The organism is Terrabacter terrigena (assembly GCF_042676085.1).
GTDB classification, from domain to species: Bacteria; Actinomycetota; Actinomycetes; order Actinomycetales; family Dermatophilaceae; genus Terrabacter; species Terrabacter terrigena.
In genome coordinates, this window is record NZ_JBHTKH010000019.1 from 47,635 (window position 1) to 65,675 (window position 18,041).

Below are 18,041 nucleotides of genomic sequence, written 5' to 3' on the forward strand. Positions count from 1 at the left end.
CCTCCGCCACCGAGTGCTCCTTGACAGGCGCCCGGCCGGTGCCGTCCCATCGAAGCAACAGATGGAGGTTGGCGATGTACGGATATCAGCTCCACGTCCCGGCGCCGATCGACGTGTACCTGGCCATGCACAGGGCCGTCCAGGAGGTCCTGGACGAGGAGGGCGACTCCGAGGGACTGCTGGTGCACTTCGCCTATCCGGTGCACGACGGCTTCAGCCTGGTCGAGGTGTGGGAGACCAAGGAGCAGCTGGAGACCTTCAACCGCGAGGTGTTCCCGAAGGCGATGTCACGGGCCGGTCTGTCGATGGGCGACGCCCAGCCGGAACCCGTGGAGTTCACGCCGGCCGTCCTCATGACGCCACGCGCCTTCAGCTCCGACGCGGCGACGTGACGACGCCACCGGCGGCCACGACCGCCCGGGCGGCGTGCCCCGACCGCCCGGGCGGCGTGCCACGCTGGACCCGCTGAGGCATCCTGACGACATGCAGCTCGACTTCGAGGGCGCCGTCTACCAGTGGCGCGGCCCGGCACCGTACTTCTTCGTCCGCGTGCCCGAGCCCGAGTCGGAGGCGCTGCACGACGTCGCACACGTGAGCTACGGCTGGGGCATGATTCCCGTCACCGCGCGGGTCGGCCGCACCGAGTGGTCGACGTCGTTGTGGCCCAAGGACGGCGGCTACATCGTGCCGCTCAAGGATGCCGTCCGTCGGGCCGAGGACATCGAGGACGGCGACGTCATCGGCGTCGGGCTCGACGTGCGCGCGGACCGTTGACCGGACGCGTCAGACCATCGCCCACGTCAGCGACAGCCCGCTCGGCGCGAAGACCCGTGACTCCAGCGCCCGAGGGATTCCCGCCACACCCGGCCCACCCAGCCGTACCCAGGCGCTGACCTCGTCGACGGTCGCGTCGTCGAGGACCGCCCGCAGCCACACCGGCCGTGCCCCGGCTGCGCGCCCCGTCGGCGAGGGGGTCACGACGACGACGTTCGACTCGTCGCAGGCGAGGAGGCACGCACTCCGCAACACCCGTGCGTGGCCCCCGGTGCCGACCTCGAGGCGGGCGAGGAGCCCGTCGTGGTCGACCCCGGGGTGCTTGCTCTCGGTGCCACAGCAGCAGTCACGGCACACGCGGACGATGCACGCGGCGTCGGGCGAGCCTGTGGGAGAAGCGCTTGCGTATGCCGTCACGCCGAGACGGGCGCGCCGGCGTCGGCCCGCGCGTCCGCAGGACGCGTCGCACCGGCCCGCTCCATGAGCAGGCCGAACGCGAGTCCCAGCGTCAGCCACATCACGCCGAGCTGGGCGAGCGAGGCGAGGCGGAAGTCCCAGATCACGGCCGCGGGCACGTCCGCGGGCACCTGGTCGGGGGTGCCCGGAACGAGGACGAGCACCAGCCCGACGAGCACCACGGTCGCGACGACGTCGAGCGTCCAGCGTGTCGACGGCGTCGGAACGCGCGTCGTGAGCCACCGGTCGAGCATCGGCACCACGACCGCGATCGCGACCCCGAGCAGGAGGACGACGGCATACAGGGTCGTGCGCCTCCCGACGGTCTGCGGGTCGCCCACGGCCGGCGGGTTGGCCGGGATCTTCAGTGCGGGCAGCAGCGTGACGGCCCCGAAGCCGACCGCGGCGAGCACGAGGGAACGGCCGAAGTCGCCGCGGCCCGGCAGCCGGTCGCGCATGCGCGCGAAGACGACCGCGAAGATGACGCCCACCGCCACGCCGACGATCACCGAGGTGACGGCACCACCGACGACCTGCGCCGAGCGCGAGACGAGCGGCTCCCCGCCGCCGTGCATCGGCACGCCGGCCGACTGCCCACCGTGCATCGAGCGGGTGTCCTCGATGACGAGGGCGCGCCGGATGACCGGCTCGACGAGGAGCCAGATGGCGACGGCGGCTGCCAGGCCTGCGAGCACGCCGGCCAGGGCCCCGCGCCGAAGCACGGAGCCGAAACCCACCGCCATGTCAGTGGCAGGGGACGCCGAGCGCGTGGCGCGCGTCGTGCGTCAGCTCGTGGAGCATCTCGGCGGCCGGGGCGCTGAGCAGCGCACCGTTCTCCTGCGCGAGGACGTAGATCGTGAAGACGGCGAACGCGAGCAGCAGCCAGGCCCACACGGGGACCTTGACGGATGCGGTGGACGCGCTGGCGGGGACGACGGATGCAGCAGTGGCCATGGCAGGTTGACCCTTTCTTTCCATGCCTCGTGGACAGATCACGCCGCAGCCGGTCTCCTGGCTTCCAGATCGTCGCGCCTCCCCGCCTTCCCGACGACCCGGCTGTTCACCTGAGGTCACCAGTGGCGATGGTGGGGACTTGCTCCCTGGTCACAGTGGCGAGGACCACGTCGGAGTCACACCGACTTCCCGTGCACTGCGGCCCTCGCATCCTGACACACGCGGTGGTGCCGCGCCATGGGGGCCCGCGAGATGCCTAGGAGCGCTGCGGGTTTCGGGCCCCTCGTGTGATCCGCGTGCCGTAGAGGTGCGACTCGACGAAGTCGTCGCTGTCGCGCGCGGCGAGGGCCCACCCGACGAGGATGACGGCGGCCTGCCGCAGCCCGGCCGCCTCGACCTGGTCGGCGACGTCGGCGACCGTGCCACGGAGCACGAGCTGGTCGGGCTGCTCGGCGTTGGCCACCACGACGACGGGACAGCCGGCGCCGTAGTCGTCGACGAGCGTGGCCATGAGCTCACGGGTGTGGCGGATCGCGAGGTGGAGCACGAGCGTCGCCCGCGAGCTCGCGAAGTGGGCGAGCGTCTCGGTGTCGGGCATCTGCGTCGAGTCGCGCCGGGCCCGGGTGAGCACGACCGACTGGGCGACCTCGGGAACCGTCAGCTCGCGTCCGATCAGGGCCGCGGCGGCCGCGTACGCCGGCACGCCCGGCGTGACGTCCCAGGGCACGCCGGCCCGGTCGAGACGTCGCGTCTGCTCGGCGACGGCCGAGTAGATCGACGGGTCCCCCGAGCAGAGCCGCGCGACGTCGTGCCCGGCCTCGTGGGCCCGGACGCAGTGCTCCGTGATGGCGTCGAGGTCGAGGTGCTGGGTGTCGACGAGCTGCGCGCCGTCGGGGCAGTGCGCGAGCACCTCGTCGCCGATGTACGTCCCGGCGTAGAGGCACACCTGCGACTCTCCGACGAGCCGCACGGCCCGCAGGGTCAGCAGGTCGGCGGCACCCGGCCCAGCCCCGATGAAGTGCACGGTCATGAGTTCGACTCCGAATCCTCTTGCAGCACAGGCTTCTCCACGGACCACTGGAAGATCGATCGGGCCGGTTTCCAGCCGTGGAGCGACCCGATCCCGTCGAGCTCCTCGACGGCGATACGGCTCATCGACCCGCCCAGGCGTCGGCGCGCATCGTGCAGCAGCAGCTCGGTCTCGACCGTCACGCCGTGGACGACGAGCCGGCCACCCGGTGCCAGCGCCGACCAGCACTCGTCGAGCAGCCCGGCCGTGGCCCCACCCCCGACGAACACGGCATCCGGCCTGGGCAGCGAGGCGACGGCATCGGCCGACCACGCCTCGACCACCTGCAGCCCCGGCACCCCGAGCGCCCGGGCGTTCCGGCGCACGCGCTCGGCACGCTCGGGGTCACGCTCGACGGCGTGCACCTCGTTGCGCGGGTGCTGCCGGGCGAACTCGATGCCCACCGAGCCGGCCCCTGCCCCGAGGTCCCACATGACGTCGCCGGGCCGTGGCGCGAGGTGGGCGAGCGCCGCCGCCCGCACGACGCGCTTCGTCAGCTGCCCGTCGTGCTCGTATGCCGTCTCGGGCAGTCCCGGCACCAGCGACGGCGCGCGGGAGGCGGGCCCCGTCGAGCACTCGACGCAGACGAGGTGCAGCCGAGGGGCGGGACGGCCGTCCCACGATGCGGCCACCCCCTCGGTGCGCGACTCGGCCGGCGTCCCGAGGTCGGCGAGCACCGTGAGGCGGCTGCCGGCATACCCCTCGTCGGCGAGAAGGGACGCGATGCGGGCCGGCGCGTCCTCGCCCGAGGTCAGCACGACGAGCCTCGCCCGAGGCGCGAGGTCCCGGCGCAGCCGGTCCACGTCGCGCCCGACGAGCGTCACGACCTCGCAGTCCTCTGCTGCCCAGCCCATCCGCGCGCGGGCCAGGGCCACCGACGAGACCGCAGGGTGCACGCGTACGACCTCGGCCCCCAGCTCACGCACCAGTGTCGAGCCGATGCCGGAGACGTGGGGGTCACCGCTCGCCAGCACGACGACGCGCCGACCGGAGACGTCGGCGAGGAGGGCCCGCAGCCCCGGCAGCAGCGGCGACGGCCACGGCACGAGCCGCACCCCCGGGCGCCCGCCGAGCATGCGCAGGTGCCGGTCGCCTCCGACGACGACCTCGGCCTCGTCGACGAGGCGCCGCGCGTCGGGAGCGAGCGTGCCCAGCCCCGCGGCACCGACACCCACGACCTCGATCGGCACGTCGCTGGCTCGGTCGATCACAGCCGCGACCCTAGCGCGACGAAGGATCTGCGACAGATCTGCCCGTTCCGGTCATGCCCGGGGCCTCGCGGCCCCATCATGGGCTATCGCAGGGCGTCGGGGACCGTCGGGGATGCCGTGTGACCACGTCGCCACAGGGGAGGAAGCACCCAACCATGACTGATGCCCGCACGGACTCCGGCCGCGTCCCGACGACGCGGCTGACGACCGTCAGCGCCCGCGGGGGCAGCGTCTCGTTCGACGTGCCAACCGGCTGGGAGACGATCGTGCTGCCCGAGGACGCCGGGGTCGTGGCCGCCCTCGAGCCTGACCGGTCCGGGCTCTTCCGCACCAACTTCGTGCTCACGGCCGGCCCCGTCGACGGGCCGCTCGGCGACTGGCAGCGCCAGATCATGCGCCACGACGAGGAGGTGGCCGACCACCTGCTCCTCGACCACGAGGAGCTGGGAGTGGGCGGTCACGCCGGCTCGCGTCGCCTCACCACGCACTCGACGCCCGCCCGTGAGTCGGTCACCACGGAGTCCTGGTCGACGGTGGTCGACGGCACCGGCGTCACCCTCACGGCGAACGTCGGCACGCTTCGGCTCACCGAGATGGGCCCGCTCATCGCCGCGGTCGCCGCGAGCCTCGTCGTGCGCGAGACCGGTTGCGTGCCCGACGACGTGCCGGGACGCGTGCCCGCATGAGCATCGAGTTCGACCCCGCGGAGGGGACCCTGCGACTCGACGCGGAGGCCTTCATCACCCTCGCCGAGCTGTCGAGCTACGCCGTCGACTCCTGCGACGCGACGCTCGGACGCCTCACCGACGCCGGCGCGGTGCTCGATGGCGTGGCGCACCCCCTGCTCCGGACGGCTCTCGCGTCGGTTGCGGGATCGGTCACCTCGCTCCAGGTGCTCGTCGCCGGACCCGAGGACGTACGCCTCCACCACGGCTGGGTGTCCGACGGCGCGGCCCTGCTCACCGACCTCGGCGACGGCACCTACGACTTCGCGCCCGTCGGGGCCGAGTTCGTGCCCGAGTCGGTCGCGCGCCTCACCCGAGTCGGCCCGCGTCCGCGGCTGGGGGCCGGCTCCGTCGTCGTCGACGAGTCGGTGCTCGACGACGTCGCGGCCAGCTCCTCGGCTGCCAGGGTGTCGGGCGTCGAGGCCCTCGCCGGGCTGCTGACGCCCTGGCCCGCGGCCGCCGCATCGGTGCGCGCCGGCGGTTGGCACCTCGCCCTCGTCGACGTGACCTTCGTCGACGACGATCGCACGGTCGCCCGCCGGCTCGCGTGGCTCGACACGGATGCCGGGATGCTGCGGGTCGAGGTCGACGACCACGGGCCCGTGCTCGTGCCGGTGTCGACGACCGACCTCTGGCGGGCCGTCGTCGCGGTGCTGCCCGACGACCTCGACCCCGGGTACGTGGCCCGTTCAGCGTGACCCGGTCCGAACGTGGCAGACTGCGCGTGGCGACGTCGAGAGGAATCCGGTGCAAGTCCGGAGCGGTCCCGCCACTGTGAACCCCTGACCTGACGGTCGCGGGAAGCCAGGGCATCTCCCGTCGCTGGTCGCGCCCGCCGGGCGCGTCCGGTCCACCGACGCGGGCGCGGCACCCGCAGGAGGCTCGCAGCCACATGCGCGACGGCACGAACGACGGCACCAACCACCTCGGGAACGACCCGGCGGACCGCCCGGCCACGTTCCCCTTCTCGGCCGTCGTCGGGTCCGACGACCTCGCCCTCGCGCTCGTGCTCACGGCGGTCTCCCCCGACGTGGGCGGCGTGCTCGTGCGCGGCGAGAAGGGCACCGCGAAGTCGACGATGGTGCGCGGCCTCGCCGCCGTGATGCCGCACCAGCAGGTCGTCGCCGGCTGCCGCTTCGGCTGCGCCCCGTTCGTCGGTGCCGGTGTCGGGGTCGGCGCGGGCTGCCCCGACGGGCCGCACGGCGAGAGCGCCGCCGTCGACACCCGCCCCGCCCGGCTCGTCGAGCTGCCGATCGGCGCCACCGAGGACCGTGTGGTCGGCTCGCTCGACCTCGAGCGCGCGCTGGGACGCGGCGAGACGGCATACCAGCCGGGGCTGCTCGCGGCCGCGAACCGCGGGATCCTCTACGTCGACGAGGTCAACCTGCTCCACGACCACCTCGTCGACCTGCTGCTCGACGCGGCGGCGATGGGACGCAACACCGTCGAGCGTGACGGGGTCTCCGTCTCGCACGCCGCCCGCATCGTGCTCGTCGGCACGATGAACCCCGAGGAGGGCGAGCTGCGCCCGCAGCTGCTCGACCGTTTCGGGCTGACCGTCGAGGTCGCGGCGCCGCGTGAGCCCGCGCTGCGGGCCGAGGTCGTACGCCGCCGCCTGGCCTTCGACGCCGACCCGGCTGGGTTCGTGGCGAGGTTCCGCGCGGAGCAGGACGCGCTGCGCGACCGGATCTCGGCAGCCCGCTCGATGCTCGGCGAGGTCGCCCTCCCGGATCGCGAGCTGAACCGGATCGCCCACGTGTGCGCGGGCTTCGAGGTGGACGGGCTGCGCGCCGACATCGTCACCGCGAGGGCGGCCGTCGCGCACGCGGCGTGGTCGGGCCGCGACGAGGTGACGGTCGACGACGTGCGCGCCGCCGCCCGGCTCGCACTGCCGCACCGCCGGCGCCGCAACCCCTTCGACTCCCCCGGCCTCGACGAGGACCTCCTCGAGCAGCTGCTCCGCGACGGGGCCCTGGAGCCGGAGCCCGAGCCGGAGCCCGACCCGGATCCCGACGGTGGGGGCGAGCCCGACACCGACGAGCCAGCGAGCGAGGCGAGCCCGCCGAGCGGGTCCCGTGACGAGTCGAGGTCCCAGGAGGCGGGCGAGTCGAACCAACCGAACGAGACGACCGAGCCGAGCGAGACGACCGAGCAGCCCGAGCCACAGCCCGCGGGAGCGCCCGCGGCGTCGGGTGTGAGCGCCGCCGACGAGCCGTACCGGGCACGCCTCCTGCGCGCCAAGGGGATCGGGCGCGGCGACCCGGGCCGCCGCTCGGCCGCCATCACCAGCTCGGGCCGACGGGTCGGCTCGACCACTCGCCCGGCCGGGCCCGTCCACCTGCCCGCGACGATCCGCGCAGCAGCGAGCCGAGGAGCCGCCGGACCCGCCCGTCCGGTGGACGCCCGGCTCCGGGTGCTCCCCGGCGACCTGCGACGGTCGGTGCTCCGGGGCCGGGAGTCCAACCTCGTGCTGCTGTGCGTCGACGCGTCCGGCTCGATGGCCGCGCGCCGACGCATGGAGGCCGTGAAGTCGGCGGTCCTGTCCCTGCTGCTCGACGCCTACCAGCGCCGTGACAAGGTCGGTCTCGTGACCTTCCGCGGAGCCGCTGCCGATCTCACGTTGCCCGCGACCGGGTCCGTCGACGTCGCCGCCCGCCGGCTTCGCGACCTCCCGCACGGCGGACGGACGCCCCTCGCGGAAGGGCTCGAGACGGCCTACGAGACCCTGCGTGTCGAGCGGTTGCGCGACCCGAACCGCAGGCCGCTGCTGGTGATCGTCACCGACGGCCGCGCCACGAGCGGGCCTGACGCGCTTGCGCGCTCGGCCCGCGCCGCCGCCCGGCTGCGCCACGAAGGCGTGGAGTCGGTGGTGCTGGACTGCGAGACCGGGCGCTTCCGCATGGGCCTCGCGGCCCGCCTCGCGGAGCAGCTCGGCGCCGAGCACCTGCCCGTCGGCGAGCTCGCGGCCGCCGCCATCGTCGGCGCGGCGAGTACGGCTCGCGCGACCCGTGCGACCACGGGGAGGGCTGCCTGATGCGCGGTCAGCCGACCACGGTCCCGGCCGACGGGCTCACGACGCGCCAGCGCCGCAACCGGCCGCTGCTCATCGTCCACACCGGCGACGGCAAGGGGAAGTCGACGGCCGCCTTCGGGCTCGCCCTGCGCGGCTGGAACCAGGGCTGGTCGGTCGGGGTGTTCCAGTTCGTCAAGAGCGCGAAGTGGCGCATCGGCGAGCAGACCGCCGTCGAGACCCTGGGCGAGCTGCACCGTGAGACCGGCCGCGGCGGGCCGATGGAGTGGCACAAGATGGGCGCCGGCTGGTCGTGGAGCCGCAAGGAGGGCACCGACGACGACCACGCCGAGGCGGCCCGCGAGGGCTGGGCCGAGATCAAGCGGCGCCTCGCCGACGAGACGCACGGCGTCTACGTGCTCGACGAGTTCACCTACCCGATGGCGTGGGGCTGGATCGACGTCGACGACGTCGTCACGACCTTGCGCGACCGGCCCGGCCACCAGCACGTCGTCATCACCGGCCGACGCTGCCCGCAGGCGGTGCTCGAGCTCGCCGACCTCGTGACCGAGATGACCAAGGTCAAGCACCCCTTCGACGCCGGCCAGAAGGGCCAGCGGGGGATCGAGTGGTGACCGCGTTCGACTCCGCCCTCGACGGCGCCCTCGGTGCGGCCTTCGGCCGCCTGCCCGGGACGGCGGAGGACCCGCAGGAGCCCACCGGCACCGTGCTGCCGCGGCTCGTGGTGTCGGCTCCGGGCTCGGGCCACGGCAAGACGACACTCGCCACCGGCCTCATGGCGGCGCTGCGCGCCCGCGGGCTGGGCGTGGCCGGCTTCAAGGTCGGTCCCGACTTCATCGACCCGGGCTACCACTCCCTCGCCACCGGCCGGCCGGGTCGCAACCTCGACCCGTTCCTCACCAGCCAGGCGCTCGTCGCGCCGATGCTCGTCCACGGCGCCACCGCCGACGGGCCCACCGACGTGGCGGTCATCGAGGGGGTCATGGGCCTCTTCGACGGCCGCATCGGTGGGGACGGCTACGCCTCGACGGCCCACGTCGCGTCGCTGACCCGTTCGCCGATCGTCCTGGCCCTCGACGTCAGCCACATGACCCGCACGGCCGCGGCGATCGTGCACGGTCTCGCCACCTTCGAGCCGGGCGCCCGGGTGGCCGGCGTGGTGCTCAACAAGGCGGCATCCGGGCGGCACATGCGCGAGGTGTGGTCGGCCCTCGACGCCACGGGCGTGCCGGTCCTCGGCGTGCTGCCGCGAGACGCCGGCATCGAGGCGCCCTCGCGGCACCTCGGTCTCGTGCCCGCCGCCGAGCGAGACGAGGCCGAGGACTCCATCGCCCTGCTGGCCGAACGCGTCGCCGAGCATGTCGACCTCGACCACGTGATGTCCATCGCGCGCTCGGCGGCCGACCTCGACGACGCCGCCTGGGACGCCACGGCGGCGCTCGGTGACGCCGCTCGCCGTGACCTTGCCCGCCCCGGGTCGGAGGGCCGCAGGCCGGTCGTCGCCGTCGCCGGCGGACGAGCCTTCACGTTCCGCTACGCCGAGACCGACGAGCTGCTCCGCGCTGCGGGTCTCGAGCCCGTCGTGTTCGACCCGCTGACCTCACCGAGGCTTCCCACCGGGACCGCCGGACTCTACCTCGGCGGCGGCTTCCCCGAGGTCCACGCCGAGGAGCTGTCGGCCAACTCGTCACTGCGAGAAGACATCCGGCGCTCAGTGGCCGCAGGCCTCCCGACCGTCGCCGAGTGCGCCGGCATGCTCTACCTCAGCGCCTCGGTCGACGGGAACGAGATGGTCGGCGTCATCCCGGGCGTGGGCTCGATGGGCCCGCGCCTCACCCTGGGCTACCGCACGGCCGTGGCGCCGGGCGACTCGGTGCTGGGTGTGCCGGGCACGCGCGTCACCGGCCACGAGTTCCACCGGACGACGGTCAGCGCCGACCCCGCCGGCCACATCGCGCGCCCCGCCGCCTGGCTGCTCGACGGCACCCCCGACGGCTTCGCGCTCGACCCCGCCGGCACCGGTCGGGCGACCGTGCACGCGTCGTACCTCCACACGCACTGGGCCGGGCACCCCCACCTCGCCGGCCGCTTCGCCGACGCCGTCCACGCGTACGCCGCCCGGGCCGGCTCCTCGAGGCGGGCCTCGTGAACGTCGACCTGCACCACCACGGCGACCGCGACGTCGCGCCAGGCCTGGTCGACCTCGCCGTCAACGTCCGCCTCCCCGCGCCGCCACCGTGGCTCGCCGACACCATCGCGGGCTCGTTGCACGAGCTCGGCCGCTACCCCGACGCCGCGCCGGCGGTCGAGGCCATCGCCGCCCGGCACGGCGTCGACGCGAGCAGCGTCCTGCCGACCGCCGGTGGCGCCGAGGCCTTCACCCTCGTGGCCCGCGGCGTTCGCACCGCACGTCCGGTCGTGGTCCACCCCCAGTTCACCGAGCCCGAGGCCGCGCTGGCCGCCGCCGGTCATGACGTCGGGCGCTGCGTGCTGTCGCGCGCCACGGGCTTCCGGCTCGACCCTCGCCCCTTCGCCGCCGGGGGCGAGCACGCGGGCGCCGACCTCGTCGTGGTCGGCAACCCGACGAACCCCACCGGCGTGCTGCATCGCGCGTCCGACCTGCGCTCGCTGCGCGCGCCGGGTCGCCTCGTCGTGGTGGACGAGGCCTTCATGGACGCCGTGCCCGGAGAGACCCAGTCGGTCATCGGACCCGACCTCGACGGCCTGCTCGTCGTCCGGTCCCTCACCAAGACCTGGGGCCTCGCCGGCCTGCGGGCTGGTTACGTCGTCGGCGACCCAGCCGTCGTCGCCGCGCTCAAGGCCGTGCAGCCGCCGTGGTCGGTGTCGAGTCCGGCCGTCGTCGCGACGGTGGCCTGCCTCTCGGAGCGGGCCGTTGCCGAGGCCGAGGCCGGCGCGATGACGATCGCGGTCGACCGCGAGGTGCTCGTGCGAGAGCTGGAGGCCGTCGGGCTGCGCACCGCCGCACCGTCCGACGCCCCCTTCGTGCTCGTGGACACCAGCCCGCTGGGTGCCGCCTCCGTGCGTGCCGACCTGGCCGCCCTCGGGTTCGCCGTCCGGCGCGGCGAGACCTTCCCGGGGCTCGGGCCCACGTGGGTCCGGCTGGCCGTGCGAGACCCTGAGACGTCACGGTCGGTCGCTGCCGCGTTCGCCGAGCTGGGGAGGTTGCGTCGTGTCGCCTGAGCTGAGCTTCACCGGGCTGTCGGTCCTGCTGGCCCGGGTCACGCCACACTCGGTCGCCATCGTGCACGCGCTGCTGCGCGACGGTGCCCGGGTCACGGTCGCCGCCGAGCTCGACGACCTCCCGACCTCGCTGCGCGACCTCGCCGAGCGGGCACTGGTCACCCTCGACGCGGCGGCCGACCCGACGACCCACGACGTGGTGCTGCGGGCGGACGTCTCGACGGCTCCGAGCGCCGCCGACCTGCCGGATCGGCCCGTGGATGGCGACACACCGGTGGTCGGCTCGGTGACCCTGCTCGGCGGCGGGCTGGGAGACCCCGGCCTGCTGACGGTCGCCGGCATCGAGGCCATCCGCCGGGCCGACGTCATCGTGCACGACCGGCTTGCCCCCCTCAGCGCGCTGCGCCACGCCCGTGACGACGTCATGGTCATCGACGTCGGCAAGATCCCCAGGGGCGACTTCACACCGCAGGAGCGCATCAACGACGTGATCGTCGAGCACGCCCTCGCCGGACGGGACGTGCTGCGCTTCAAGGGCGGCGACAACTTCGTCTTCGGTCGCGGAGGTGAGGAGGCCGAGGCCTGCACGGCTCGTGGCATCCCGGTCACGGTGATCCCCGGCATCTCGTCCAGCATCGCCGCGCCGGCCCTCGCTGGCATCCCGGTCACCCACCGCGCGCTGGTGCAGGGCTTCACGGTGGTCAGCGGCCACGTCGCCCCCGGCGACCCTCGCAGCACCCTCGACTGGGGAGCCATCGCCCGCAGCAACACGACGATCGTCATCCTCATGGGGGTGGCCACGCTTCGCGCCGTCGCCGCGACGCTTGTCTCCGAGGGTCTGTCGTCGCAGACGCCCGCTGCCGTCGTCGCCGATGCGGGACTGCCGAGCATGCGCACGGCGCGTGCGCCGCTGGCCGAAATCGCCAATACGGCCGAACGCGAACGGTTGGGCGCGCCGGCGGTCGTCGTCATCGGCGACGTGGCGGCGCTCGACGTCCTCCGATGAGCCGGGCGCTCGGACTGGCGCTCGGTTACCTGCTCGACCAGACCTTCGGTGACCCGCGTCGCTGGCACCCGGTAGCCGGTTTCGGTTCTGCGGCAATGGCGCTCGAGCGACGCACGTATGCCGCACGCCGCGGCCCCGGGGTCACCCACGTCGCAGTCCTCGTCGGCTCGACGGTGGCCCTCGGGGTCGTGGCCGAGCGGACGGCCCGAAGGAGCGTGACGGCGCACACCCTCCTGACCGCTGCCGCGACCTGGGCCGTGCTGGGCGGGCGCTCCCTGACCCGGGAGGCCGAGACCATCGACGGCCAGCTGCGACGCCAAGACCTTGCCGCCGCCCGCACCCAGGTGCGCAACCTCGTCGGGAGGGAGACAACCGGACTGGACGCCGACGGGGTGGCCCGGGCCTGCATCGAGTCCCTCGCCGAGAACACGTCCGACGCCGTCGTGGCCCCGCTGCTGTGGGGAGGGCTGCTCGGCCTGCCGGGTCTGCTCGGCTACCGCGCCGTCAACACGCTGGATGCGATGGTCGGCCACCGGAACGAGCGCTACTCCGAGTTCGGCTGGGCAGCGGCACGACTCGACGACGTCGCCAACTGGGGGCCGGCGCGGGTCGCGGGCGCCCTCACGCTCGCGGCAGCAGCTTCACGGCCCCGCGCCCGCGCCGGATGGGCGGCGATCCGGCGGGACGCGCCCGCCCATCCGAGCCCGAACGGCGGGGTCGTCGAAGCCGCCTTCGCCGGCGTGCTCGGCGTCCGTCTCGGCGGCTCCAACACCTACGACGGGCGGGTCGAGGACCGCGGCACCCTCGGTACCGGCCCTGCCGCAGGTCGGGCCGACATCGCCCCGGCCACGCGCCTCGCCCGCCGCGTCGCGGCGGGCTCCCTCCTCGCCGCCCTCGCCACGGCCCGCGCCATGTCGCGCACGCCGAGTCGAAAGAGCACTCCGTAAGAAGTCGAGAGAGCACTCCGTCACACCCAGGCACGAACCGCGCCGCCATTCGAACAGCAGCGGCGGTCGCGTTGCGCGCGTCAGGGGCCTGCTTCCATCGGTGGCCCCTGGCGAGGCGGGCACCATTGCTCCGCGCTCTGTCGATCAGGGGTTCGCGCGAGCGACTGCCTGCGGGGACTCTTTCGTGGAGACCGCGTGACTACGCGCTCTCCCGATCGGGGTGGAGGTCGACCTCGTCGCCCACGTGGATGGTGCCGGAGCTGAGGAGCCGGAACACCGTGCCGGCCCTGGCGTGCAGCGCCCGCGCGGCGCCGGGGCCGAGGTCGTCGTCGAGCAGCCGGCACGGCGCCGCGACCCGCACCACCTCGAGCTCCACCTCACCGATGCGGATGTGCGTGCCCGGCTTCGTCGGGATGTCGCCGTCGGAGATCGTGACGTTGCGCCGGGTGAGGCCCGGGTCGACCGGTCGCCCGAGGTCCGCTACTGCCGCCGCGAGGTCGGCCGCAGACTGCACGGTGACGTGACGGTGCCTGCTGCCGTGGTAGCGGTCACCGACGAGCCCGGCCCCTGCCTCGGCCTCGACGCTCTCCACTGCACGCGTCGGCAGCCGGCGCGCCTTCGCCACGTGCAGCCCCACGACCGTCGGCCCGGTCACGCCTCGGCCTTCGGCTGCGGCGGCACGGGCGGGATGCGCAGCCCCGGCGGGGGCGAGCCGTGCTCGCGCTCGTACCAGGCGGCGTACGCGGCTACGGCGGTCGGCAGTGTCGGGAAGATCAGGGACGCGCCCACCTGCTCGACGAGGCCTCCGGCCTCGAGCGAGACGCGCATGTCCTCCTTCACCCGAGCCATGGCGAACACGATGCCACGCCCCCTGAGCGTGGCGCACAGCGAGGAGAGCGCGTCGACGGCGGTGAGGTCGACCTCGGTGTTGGCCTCGGCGTTGAGCAGGAACCACGAGACGTCGCCGCGCTGCTGGGCCTCGTCGACCACCTCCAGGGCACGCCCCGTGAAGTCGTCGGCGTTGGCGAAGAAGAGCGGCGAGTCGTAGCGGTAGACGACGAGGCCGGGCACCTGCACGGCGTCGGGGTGGTCGTCGATGTCGTGCATGCCGGCGACGCCGGGCACGTAGCCGAGCACGCCGTCGTGGGGGTGCACGATGCGGCGCAGCAGGTCGAGCACCGACAGCGCGATGGCCGCGCCGATGCCGGGCAGCACCCCGAAGAGCAGCACCGCGACGGTCGTCGCGAGCGCCAGCACGAGCTCGCTGCGGCGGAACGCGGCGATGCGCCGCAGCTCCGCGAGGTCGACGAGCCGGATCGCCGCGTAGACGACGACCGCGCCGAGGGCAGCCGTCGGGAAGGCCCCGATGACCGGCCCGAGCCACAGCAGGGTCGCGACCACGAGCGCGAGCGAGACGAGGGAGTGCAGCTGCGTGCGGGCGCCCATCGCGTCGGCGATGACGGTGCGGCTGCCGCTCGAGCTGACCGGAAAGCCCTGCAGCAGACCGGTGGCCACGTTGGCGCCACCGAGCGCGAGGAACTCCTGGTTGCTCTCGACGGCCTCGCCGCGGCGCGCCCCGAACGCCCGCCCGGTGAGGACGTTGTCGGAGTAGGCGACGACCGCGATGCCGAGCGCCGCGGGCAGCAGCCGCCACACGTCGACGCTGCCGAGGTCGGGCACGTGGATCGCCGGCAGCCCCTGGGGCACGTCGCCGACGACCGACACGCCGGCCCGGTCGACGAGCCCGAGGAGCGCCACCACGGCGGTCGCGCCGAGCATGCCGATGAGCGGCCCGGGCCACGTGGGCCGCAGGCGCTGGAAGGCCAGGAGCAGGGCGAGCACACCCATCGACAGCAGCAGCGTCGGCACGTGCACGGCACCCAGGTGGGTGACGGCATACGCGAGCTCCTGCACGAACGACTGGCCCTGCACTCGGATGCCGGTGACCTTGCCGATCTGGCTGACGACCATGAGCGCCGCGATCCCGGCCATGTAGCCCACGAGCACCGGCTTGGAGAGCAGCTCGGAGAGGAAGCCGAGGCGCGTGAGGAAGCCGACGACACAGATGAGCCCGACGGCGATCGCGAGCAGCGCAGCCGTCTCCTGACGCATCGCGACGCCGCCTGCGGCCGTGACGAGCGCGCCGACACCGGCAGCCGTCATCAGCGCGGTCGTCGACTCCGGCCCCACCGACAGCTGCCTCGACGAGCCGAGCACCGCGTAGACGAGCAGGCTCGGCCCGACCGCCCAGAGCCCCGTCACGGCGGGGAGCCCCGCGACCTCCGCGTACGCGAGCACCTGGGGCACGAGGTACGCCGCGACGGTGACGCCGCCGAGCACGTCGCCGCGCAGCCACACGCGGTCGTAGTGGCGCAGCACGGTGAGCCCCGGGAGCAGCCGCTCCCACAGCGCCCGCTCCCGCTGCACCGCCGTCACGCGACGAACGTACGCGACGACGTATGCCGTCAGGCAGGTTTCGGGGCCAGCCCGGCCACGGCGTCGGCCACCGACTCGACGACCCGCACGCCATCCGGCACGGCCGGTCGGCACACCACGACGACGGGGATCCCGAGGTCGTGGGCGGCGGCGAGCTTGGCCTCGGTCAGGGCGCCCCCGGAGTCCTTCGTGAGGAGCACGTCGATGCGGCGGCTCCTGAGCAGCTCGCGCTCGGCGGCATGGGGGTAGGGCCCGCGGGCGCGCAGCACCTCCCACGTCGTCGGCACGGTCCAGTCGGGCGGGTCGACGACCCTGGCCAGGACGTAGCGGTCGTCCCACGTGGCGAAGGACTCGAGCTGCTGCCGTCCGGTGGTGAGGAAGGGGCGCCGCCCGAGAGCCTCGGCGGCGACCCGGCCGGCGTCGACGTCCTCGACCCACGTGAACGTGGCGGCGTGCGGGTGCACGGACCACCCCGGGCGCTGCAGCCGGACGAGCGGCACGCCGACGCGCGCCGTGGCGGCCAGGGCGTTGGCCGTGATCTGCTCGGCGAAGGGGTGGGTGGCGTCGACGACGTGGTCGTATCGCTCGGTGACGAGGTGGTCGGCGAGGCCGGAGACACCGCCGAAGCCGCCGACGCGCACCGCCCCGACGGGCAGCGCCGGGGCACTGACGCGCCCCGCGAGGCTGGACACGACGTCGTGGCCCCGCTCGACGAGCTCGGCGGCGAGCGCGCGGGCCTCGCCCGTGCCCCCGAGGATGAGGACGCGCACGTCAGGCGGGGACTCGCAGGCGCCGCGACATCTCGCCGACGGCCACCGTGATCGAGTGACCGAGGTGGATGCAGCCGCCGGTGATCTCGTCCTGCTGGCTGCCACCGAGCCCGATGACGACCTCGGGGTGGCTACGGCTCACGGTCTCGACGATCTTGCGGGCCGCGGCGATGTCGACGTGTCGGGGAACCGCCATGACCATGCCCGCGGCCCGGCGCGCCTCGATGGCGCGCACCCACTCCTCGGCGGGCAGGTCCGCGCCGACGTAGACGGTGGCGAAGCCGGCCCGGCGGGCGGCGACGGCGAAGGCGAGGAGACCGAGCTCGTGCCTGGCCCCCGGCGGCAGGCCGATGAGCAGCGTGGGTCCGTCGCCCCGGCCCGAGGCGGCCTCGTAGGCGGCGGCGAGACGGCGCTGGACGGCATACGAGACGAGGTGCTCACCGGCCACGGTGAGGCGGCCGTGCGCCCACTCCTCGCCGACGAGCTCGAGGGTCGGCATCAGCCAGTCGTCTACGACGTGCTCGAAGGTGCCGAGGCCGAAGCGGGCGTCGAGCACGGCCGTCGCCGAGGCGCTGTCGAGCCGCTCGGCGGCGCGGATGAACGCCTCGGCGTCCTCGGACTGGTAGCGGCTGCCCGGCCGCAGCGGGGCCACGCGCCTGGGCACCGCGTGGGGTCGCTCGCGCGCGTCGCGGGCGTCGCGGCCGTCCTTGCTCGCCGCGTCGCGGGACGACAGGCGACGGACCGTCTCGGCGGCGGCCTCACGGGCCGACCAGCCTTCGTTGACGAGGGAGTTCATGATGGCGAGAGCCCGGACGTCCTCGGCGCCGTAGAGACGGTAGCCACCGTCGGACCGCTTGGGGCTGACGACGCCGTAGCGGCGCTCCCAGGCACGCAGGGTCGCGACGCTGATGCCCGTCAGCTCTGCCGCACGTTTGATGGTGTACATCGCCTAGGCCAGCCGCCCCAGCGCCCGGCGCAGGCCCTGCTCGGCCTCGTCGCCGAGCTTCTTGAAGGCCGGCGCGAAGAGCGGCGCGACGAGCTTGGCGAGGCCCTTGAACTCGAACTCGGCGCGGTAGGTGACGGTCGTCCCGGTGCCGCTGCCCGGGCTGCCCGCCGCCCCGCCGTTGCCGGTCACGGTGCGCACGAACGTCATGGTGTCGTGGGCGACGACGGTCGCGTTCTCGCCGCGCAGCGCGAGCTTCTCGTCGGGCACGTGCTCCGTGACGAGGTAGTCGAGCTGGGTCTCGCGGCCGAGGAACTTCGAGGTGTTGTGGTAGCGCGTGCCGACTCCACCCTCGCCTGCGACGCGCTCGGTGCGGACGGTGCCGGGGTCCCAGTCGTTTGTGTTGGTGAAGTCGGAGAGGTAGGCGAAGACACGGTCGACCGGGTGCTCGACGGTGACGGTGCGCACGATGACCATGCCCTGCTCCCAAACCTTTGACATACCTTGAACAGCCACTC

The 18,041-nt window shown here is 74.1% G+C and carries 20 protein-coding genes and 2 riboswitches; of the genes, 10 read left to right on the top strand and 10 right to left on the bottom strand.

The features are described from left to right. The first annotated feature begins 74 nt into the window (after positions 1 to 74). Both ACFQ2V_RS19310 and ACFQ2V_RS19315 read left to right on the top strand, forming a co-directional pair. Positions 75 to 392, top strand: coding sequence for a hypothetical protein (locus ACFQ2V_RS19310; protein WP_386054572.1), 318 nt, complete (start codon positions 75 to 77; stop codon positions 390 to 392). 91 nt (positions 393 to 483) lie between these two features. Further along, positions 484 to 774, top strand: coding sequence for a DUF1905 domain-containing protein (locus ACFQ2V_RS19315; protein ID WP_386054573.1), 291 nt, complete (start codon positions 484 to 486; stop codon positions 772 to 774). A 9-nt stretch (positions 775 to 783) separates the two neighbouring features. On the opposite strand, the gene ACFQ2V_RS19320 is transcribed toward ACFQ2V_RS19315, so the two are convergent. The 5 genes from ACFQ2V_RS19320 to cbiE form a co-directional block, all read right to left on the bottom strand. Continuing rightward, positions 784 to 1,191, bottom strand: coding sequence for a hypothetical protein (locus ACFQ2V_RS19320; protein ID WP_386054574.1), 408 nt, complete (start codon positions 1,189 to 1,191; stop codon positions 784 to 786). Further along, positions 1,188 to 1,973 carry a CbtA family protein gene (locus ACFQ2V_RS19325; protein WP_386054575.1) on the bottom strand — a complete coding sequence of 262 codons (786 nt, stop codon included), beginning with the start codon at positions 1,971 to 1,973 and terminating at the stop codon, positions 1,188 to 1,190. The genes ACFQ2V_RS19320 and ACFQ2V_RS19325 overlap by 4 nt, the downstream gene beginning before the upstream one ends. 1 nt (position 1,974) lies before the next feature. Further along, positions 1,975 to 2,184, bottom strand: coding sequence for a CbtB domain-containing protein (locus ACFQ2V_RS19330; protein ID WP_386054576.1), 210 nt, complete (start codon positions 2,182 to 2,184; stop codon positions 1,975 to 1,977). Between the two features lie 30 nt (positions 2,185 to 2,214). Then, a riboswitch (cobalamin riboswitch) is annotated at positions 2,215 to 2,400 on the bottom strand. Between the two features lie 40 nt (positions 2,401 to 2,440). Continuing rightward, positions 2,441 to 3,214 (bottom strand): cobalt-precorrin-4/precorrin-4 C(11)-methyltransferase, encoded by a 774-nt coding sequence (locus ACFQ2V_RS19335; RefSeq protein ID WP_386054577.1) that lies wholly within the window; start codon positions 3,212 to 3,214, stop codon positions 2,441 to 2,443. Then, entirely contained in the window at positions 3,211 to 4,464 is a 1,254-nt protein-coding gene (gene cbiE, locus ACFQ2V_RS19340) for a precorrin-6y C5,15-methyltransferase (decarboxylating) subunit CbiE (RefSeq protein ID WP_386054578.1), read from the bottom strand. Before cbiE ends, ACFQ2V_RS19335 begins: the two co-directional genes overlap by 4 nt. A 155-nt stretch (positions 4,465 to 4,619) precedes the next feature. On the opposite strand from cbiE, the gene ACFQ2V_RS19345 reads away from it, so the two are divergent. From ACFQ2V_RS19345 to ACFQ2V_RS19380, 8 genes are all read left to right on the top strand, one after another. Then, on the top strand, positions 4,620 to 5,150 hold the full coding sequence (locus ACFQ2V_RS19345; protein WP_386054579.1) for a hypothetical protein: 531 nt from the start codon (positions 4,620 to 4,622) through the stop codon (positions 5,148 to 5,150). Next, a complete protein-coding gene (locus ACFQ2V_RS19350; RefSeq protein WP_386054580.1) occupies positions 5,147 to 5,887 on the top strand; it encodes a hypothetical protein in 741 nt (246 codons plus the stop codon). Before ACFQ2V_RS19345 ends, ACFQ2V_RS19350 begins: the two co-directional genes overlap by 4 nt. Beyond that, positions 5,878 to 6,024: riboswitch (cobalamin riboswitch) on the top strand. (Overlaps the previous gene by 10 nt.) A 57-nt stretch (positions 6,025 to 6,081) precedes the next feature. Next, positions 6,082 to 8,223, top strand: a complete 2,142-nt coding sequence (locus ACFQ2V_RS19355; protein ID WP_386054581.1) for a VWA domain-containing protein — start codon at positions 6,082 to 6,084, stop codon at positions 8,221 to 8,223. Beyond that, complete coding sequence (gene cobO, locus ACFQ2V_RS19360; RefSeq protein WP_386054582.1) at positions 8,223 to 8,834, top strand: cob(I)yrinic acid a,c-diamide adenosyltransferase; 612 nt, start codon at positions 8,223 to 8,225, stop codon at positions 8,832 to 8,834. The genes ACFQ2V_RS19355 and cobO overlap by 1 nt, the downstream gene beginning before the upstream one ends. Next, positions 8,831 to 10,369 (top strand): cobyrinate a,c-diamide synthase, encoded by a 1,539-nt coding sequence (locus ACFQ2V_RS19365; protein ID WP_386054583.1) that lies wholly within the window; start codon positions 8,831 to 8,833, stop codon positions 10,367 to 10,369. The genes cobO and ACFQ2V_RS19365 overlap by 4 nt, the downstream gene beginning before the upstream one ends. Next, positions 10,366 to 11,421, top strand: coding sequence for an Rv2231c family pyridoxal phosphate-dependent protein CobC (gene cobC / locus ACFQ2V_RS19370; protein WP_386054584.1), 1,056 nt, complete (start codon positions 10,366 to 10,368; stop codon positions 11,419 to 11,421). Before ACFQ2V_RS19365 ends, cobC begins: the two co-directional genes overlap by 4 nt. After that, entirely contained in the window at positions 11,411 to 12,427 is a 1,017-nt protein-coding gene (gene cobA, locus ACFQ2V_RS19375; RefSeq protein WP_386054585.1) for a uroporphyrinogen-III C-methyltransferase, read from the top strand. Before cobC ends, cobA begins: the two co-directional genes overlap by 11 nt. Then, positions 12,424 to 13,374: a cobalamin biosynthesis protein gene (locus ACFQ2V_RS19380; RefSeq protein WP_386054586.1), complete on the top strand. Its 951-nt coding sequence runs from the start codon at positions 12,424 to 12,426 to the stop codon at positions 13,372 to 13,374. Before cobA ends, ACFQ2V_RS19380 begins: the two co-directional genes overlap by 4 nt. Positions 13,375 to 13,573: 199 nt before the next feature. Here the strand turns inward: ACFQ2V_RS19380 and ACFQ2V_RS19385 are convergent, their stop codons facing one another. The 5 genes from ACFQ2V_RS19385 to ACFQ2V_RS19405 are packed head-to-tail and all read right to left on the bottom strand — an operon-like array spanning position 13,574 to position 18,024. After that, positions 13,574 to 14,029 (bottom strand): MOSC domain-containing protein, encoded by a 456-nt coding sequence (locus tag ACFQ2V_RS19385; protein ID WP_386054587.1) that lies wholly within the window; start codon positions 14,027 to 14,029, stop codon positions 13,574 to 13,576. Next, positions 14,026 to 15,810 (bottom strand): SulP family inorganic anion transporter, encoded by a 1,785-nt coding sequence (locus tag ACFQ2V_RS19390; RefSeq protein WP_386054588.1) that lies wholly within the window; start codon positions 15,808 to 15,810, stop codon positions 14,026 to 14,028. Before ACFQ2V_RS19390 ends, ACFQ2V_RS19385 begins: the two co-directional genes overlap by 4 nt. A 29-nt stretch (positions 15,811 to 15,839) precedes the next feature. Next, positions 15,840 to 16,580: a cobalt-precorrin-6A reductase gene (locus ACFQ2V_RS19395; RefSeq protein ID WP_386054589.1), complete on the bottom strand. Its 741-nt coding sequence runs from the start codon at positions 16,578 to 16,580 to the stop codon at positions 15,840 to 15,842. A 1-nt stretch (position 16,581) separates the two neighbouring features. Then, complete coding sequence (locus ACFQ2V_RS19400) at positions 16,582 to 17,526, bottom strand: MerR family transcriptional regulator (protein ID WP_386054590.1); 945 nt, start codon at positions 17,524 to 17,526, stop codon at positions 16,582 to 16,584. A 3-nt stretch (positions 17,527 to 17,529) separates the two neighbouring features. Further along, positions 17,530 to 18,024: an SRPBCC family protein gene (locus ACFQ2V_RS19405; protein ID WP_386054591.1), complete on the bottom strand. Its 495-nt coding sequence runs from the start codon at positions 18,022 to 18,024 to the stop codon at positions 17,530 to 17,532. Between the last annotated feature and the right edge of the window lie 17 nt (positions 18,025 to 18,041).

What these genes read in the sequence shown, in the direction of transcription:
- ACFQ2V_RS19335 (WP_386054577.1), bottom strand. Translation starts at nt 3,214, where the DNA reads ATGACCGTGCACTTCATCGGGGCTGGGCCGGGTGCCGCCGACCTGCTG.
- ACFQ2V_RS19325 (WP_386054575.1), bottom strand. Translation starts at nt 1,973, where the DNA reads ATGGCGGTGGGTTTCGGCTCCGTGCTTCGGCGCGGGGCCCTGGCCGGC.
- ACFQ2V_RS19400 (WP_386054590.1), bottom strand. Translation starts at nt 17,526, where the DNA reads ATGTACACCATCAAACGTGCGGCAGAGCTGACGGGCATCAGCGTCGCG.
- ACFQ2V_RS19380 (WP_386054586.1), top strand. Translation starts at nt 12,424, where the DNA reads ATGAGCCGGGCGCTCGGACTGGCGCTCGGTTACCTGCTCGACCAGACC.
- cobO (WP_386054582.1), top strand. Translation starts at nt 8,223, where the DNA reads ATGCGCGGTCAGCCGACCACGGTCCCGGCCGACGGGCTCACGACGCGC.
- ACFQ2V_RS19310 (WP_386054572.1), top strand. Translation starts at nt 75, where the DNA reads ATGTACGGATATCAGCTCCACGTCCCGGCGCCGATCGACGTGTACCTG.
- ACFQ2V_RS19405 (WP_386054591.1), bottom strand. Translation starts at nt 18,024, where the DNA reads ATGTCAAAGGTTTGGGAGCAGGGCATGGTCATCGTGCGCACCGTCACC.
- ACFQ2V_RS19350 (WP_386054580.1), top strand. Translation starts at nt 5,147, where the DNA reads ATGAGCATCGAGTTCGACCCCGCGGAGGGGACCCTGCGACTCGACGCG.
- ACFQ2V_RS19355 (WP_386054581.1), top strand. Translation starts at nt 6,082, where the DNA reads ATGCGCGACGGCACGAACGACGGCACCAACCACCTCGGGAACGACCCG.
- ACFQ2V_RS19345 (WP_386054579.1), top strand. Translation starts at nt 4,620, where the DNA reads ATGACTGATGCCCGCACGGACTCCGGCCGCGTCCCGACGACGCGGCTG.
- ACFQ2V_RS19330 (WP_386054576.1), bottom strand. Translation starts at nt 2,184, where the DNA reads ATGGCCACTGCTGCATCCGTCGTCCCCGCCAGCGCGTCCACCGCATCC.
- ACFQ2V_RS19315 (WP_386054573.1), top strand. Translation starts at nt 484, where the DNA reads ATGCAGCTCGACTTCGAGGGCGCCGTCTACCAGTGGCGCGGCCCGGCA.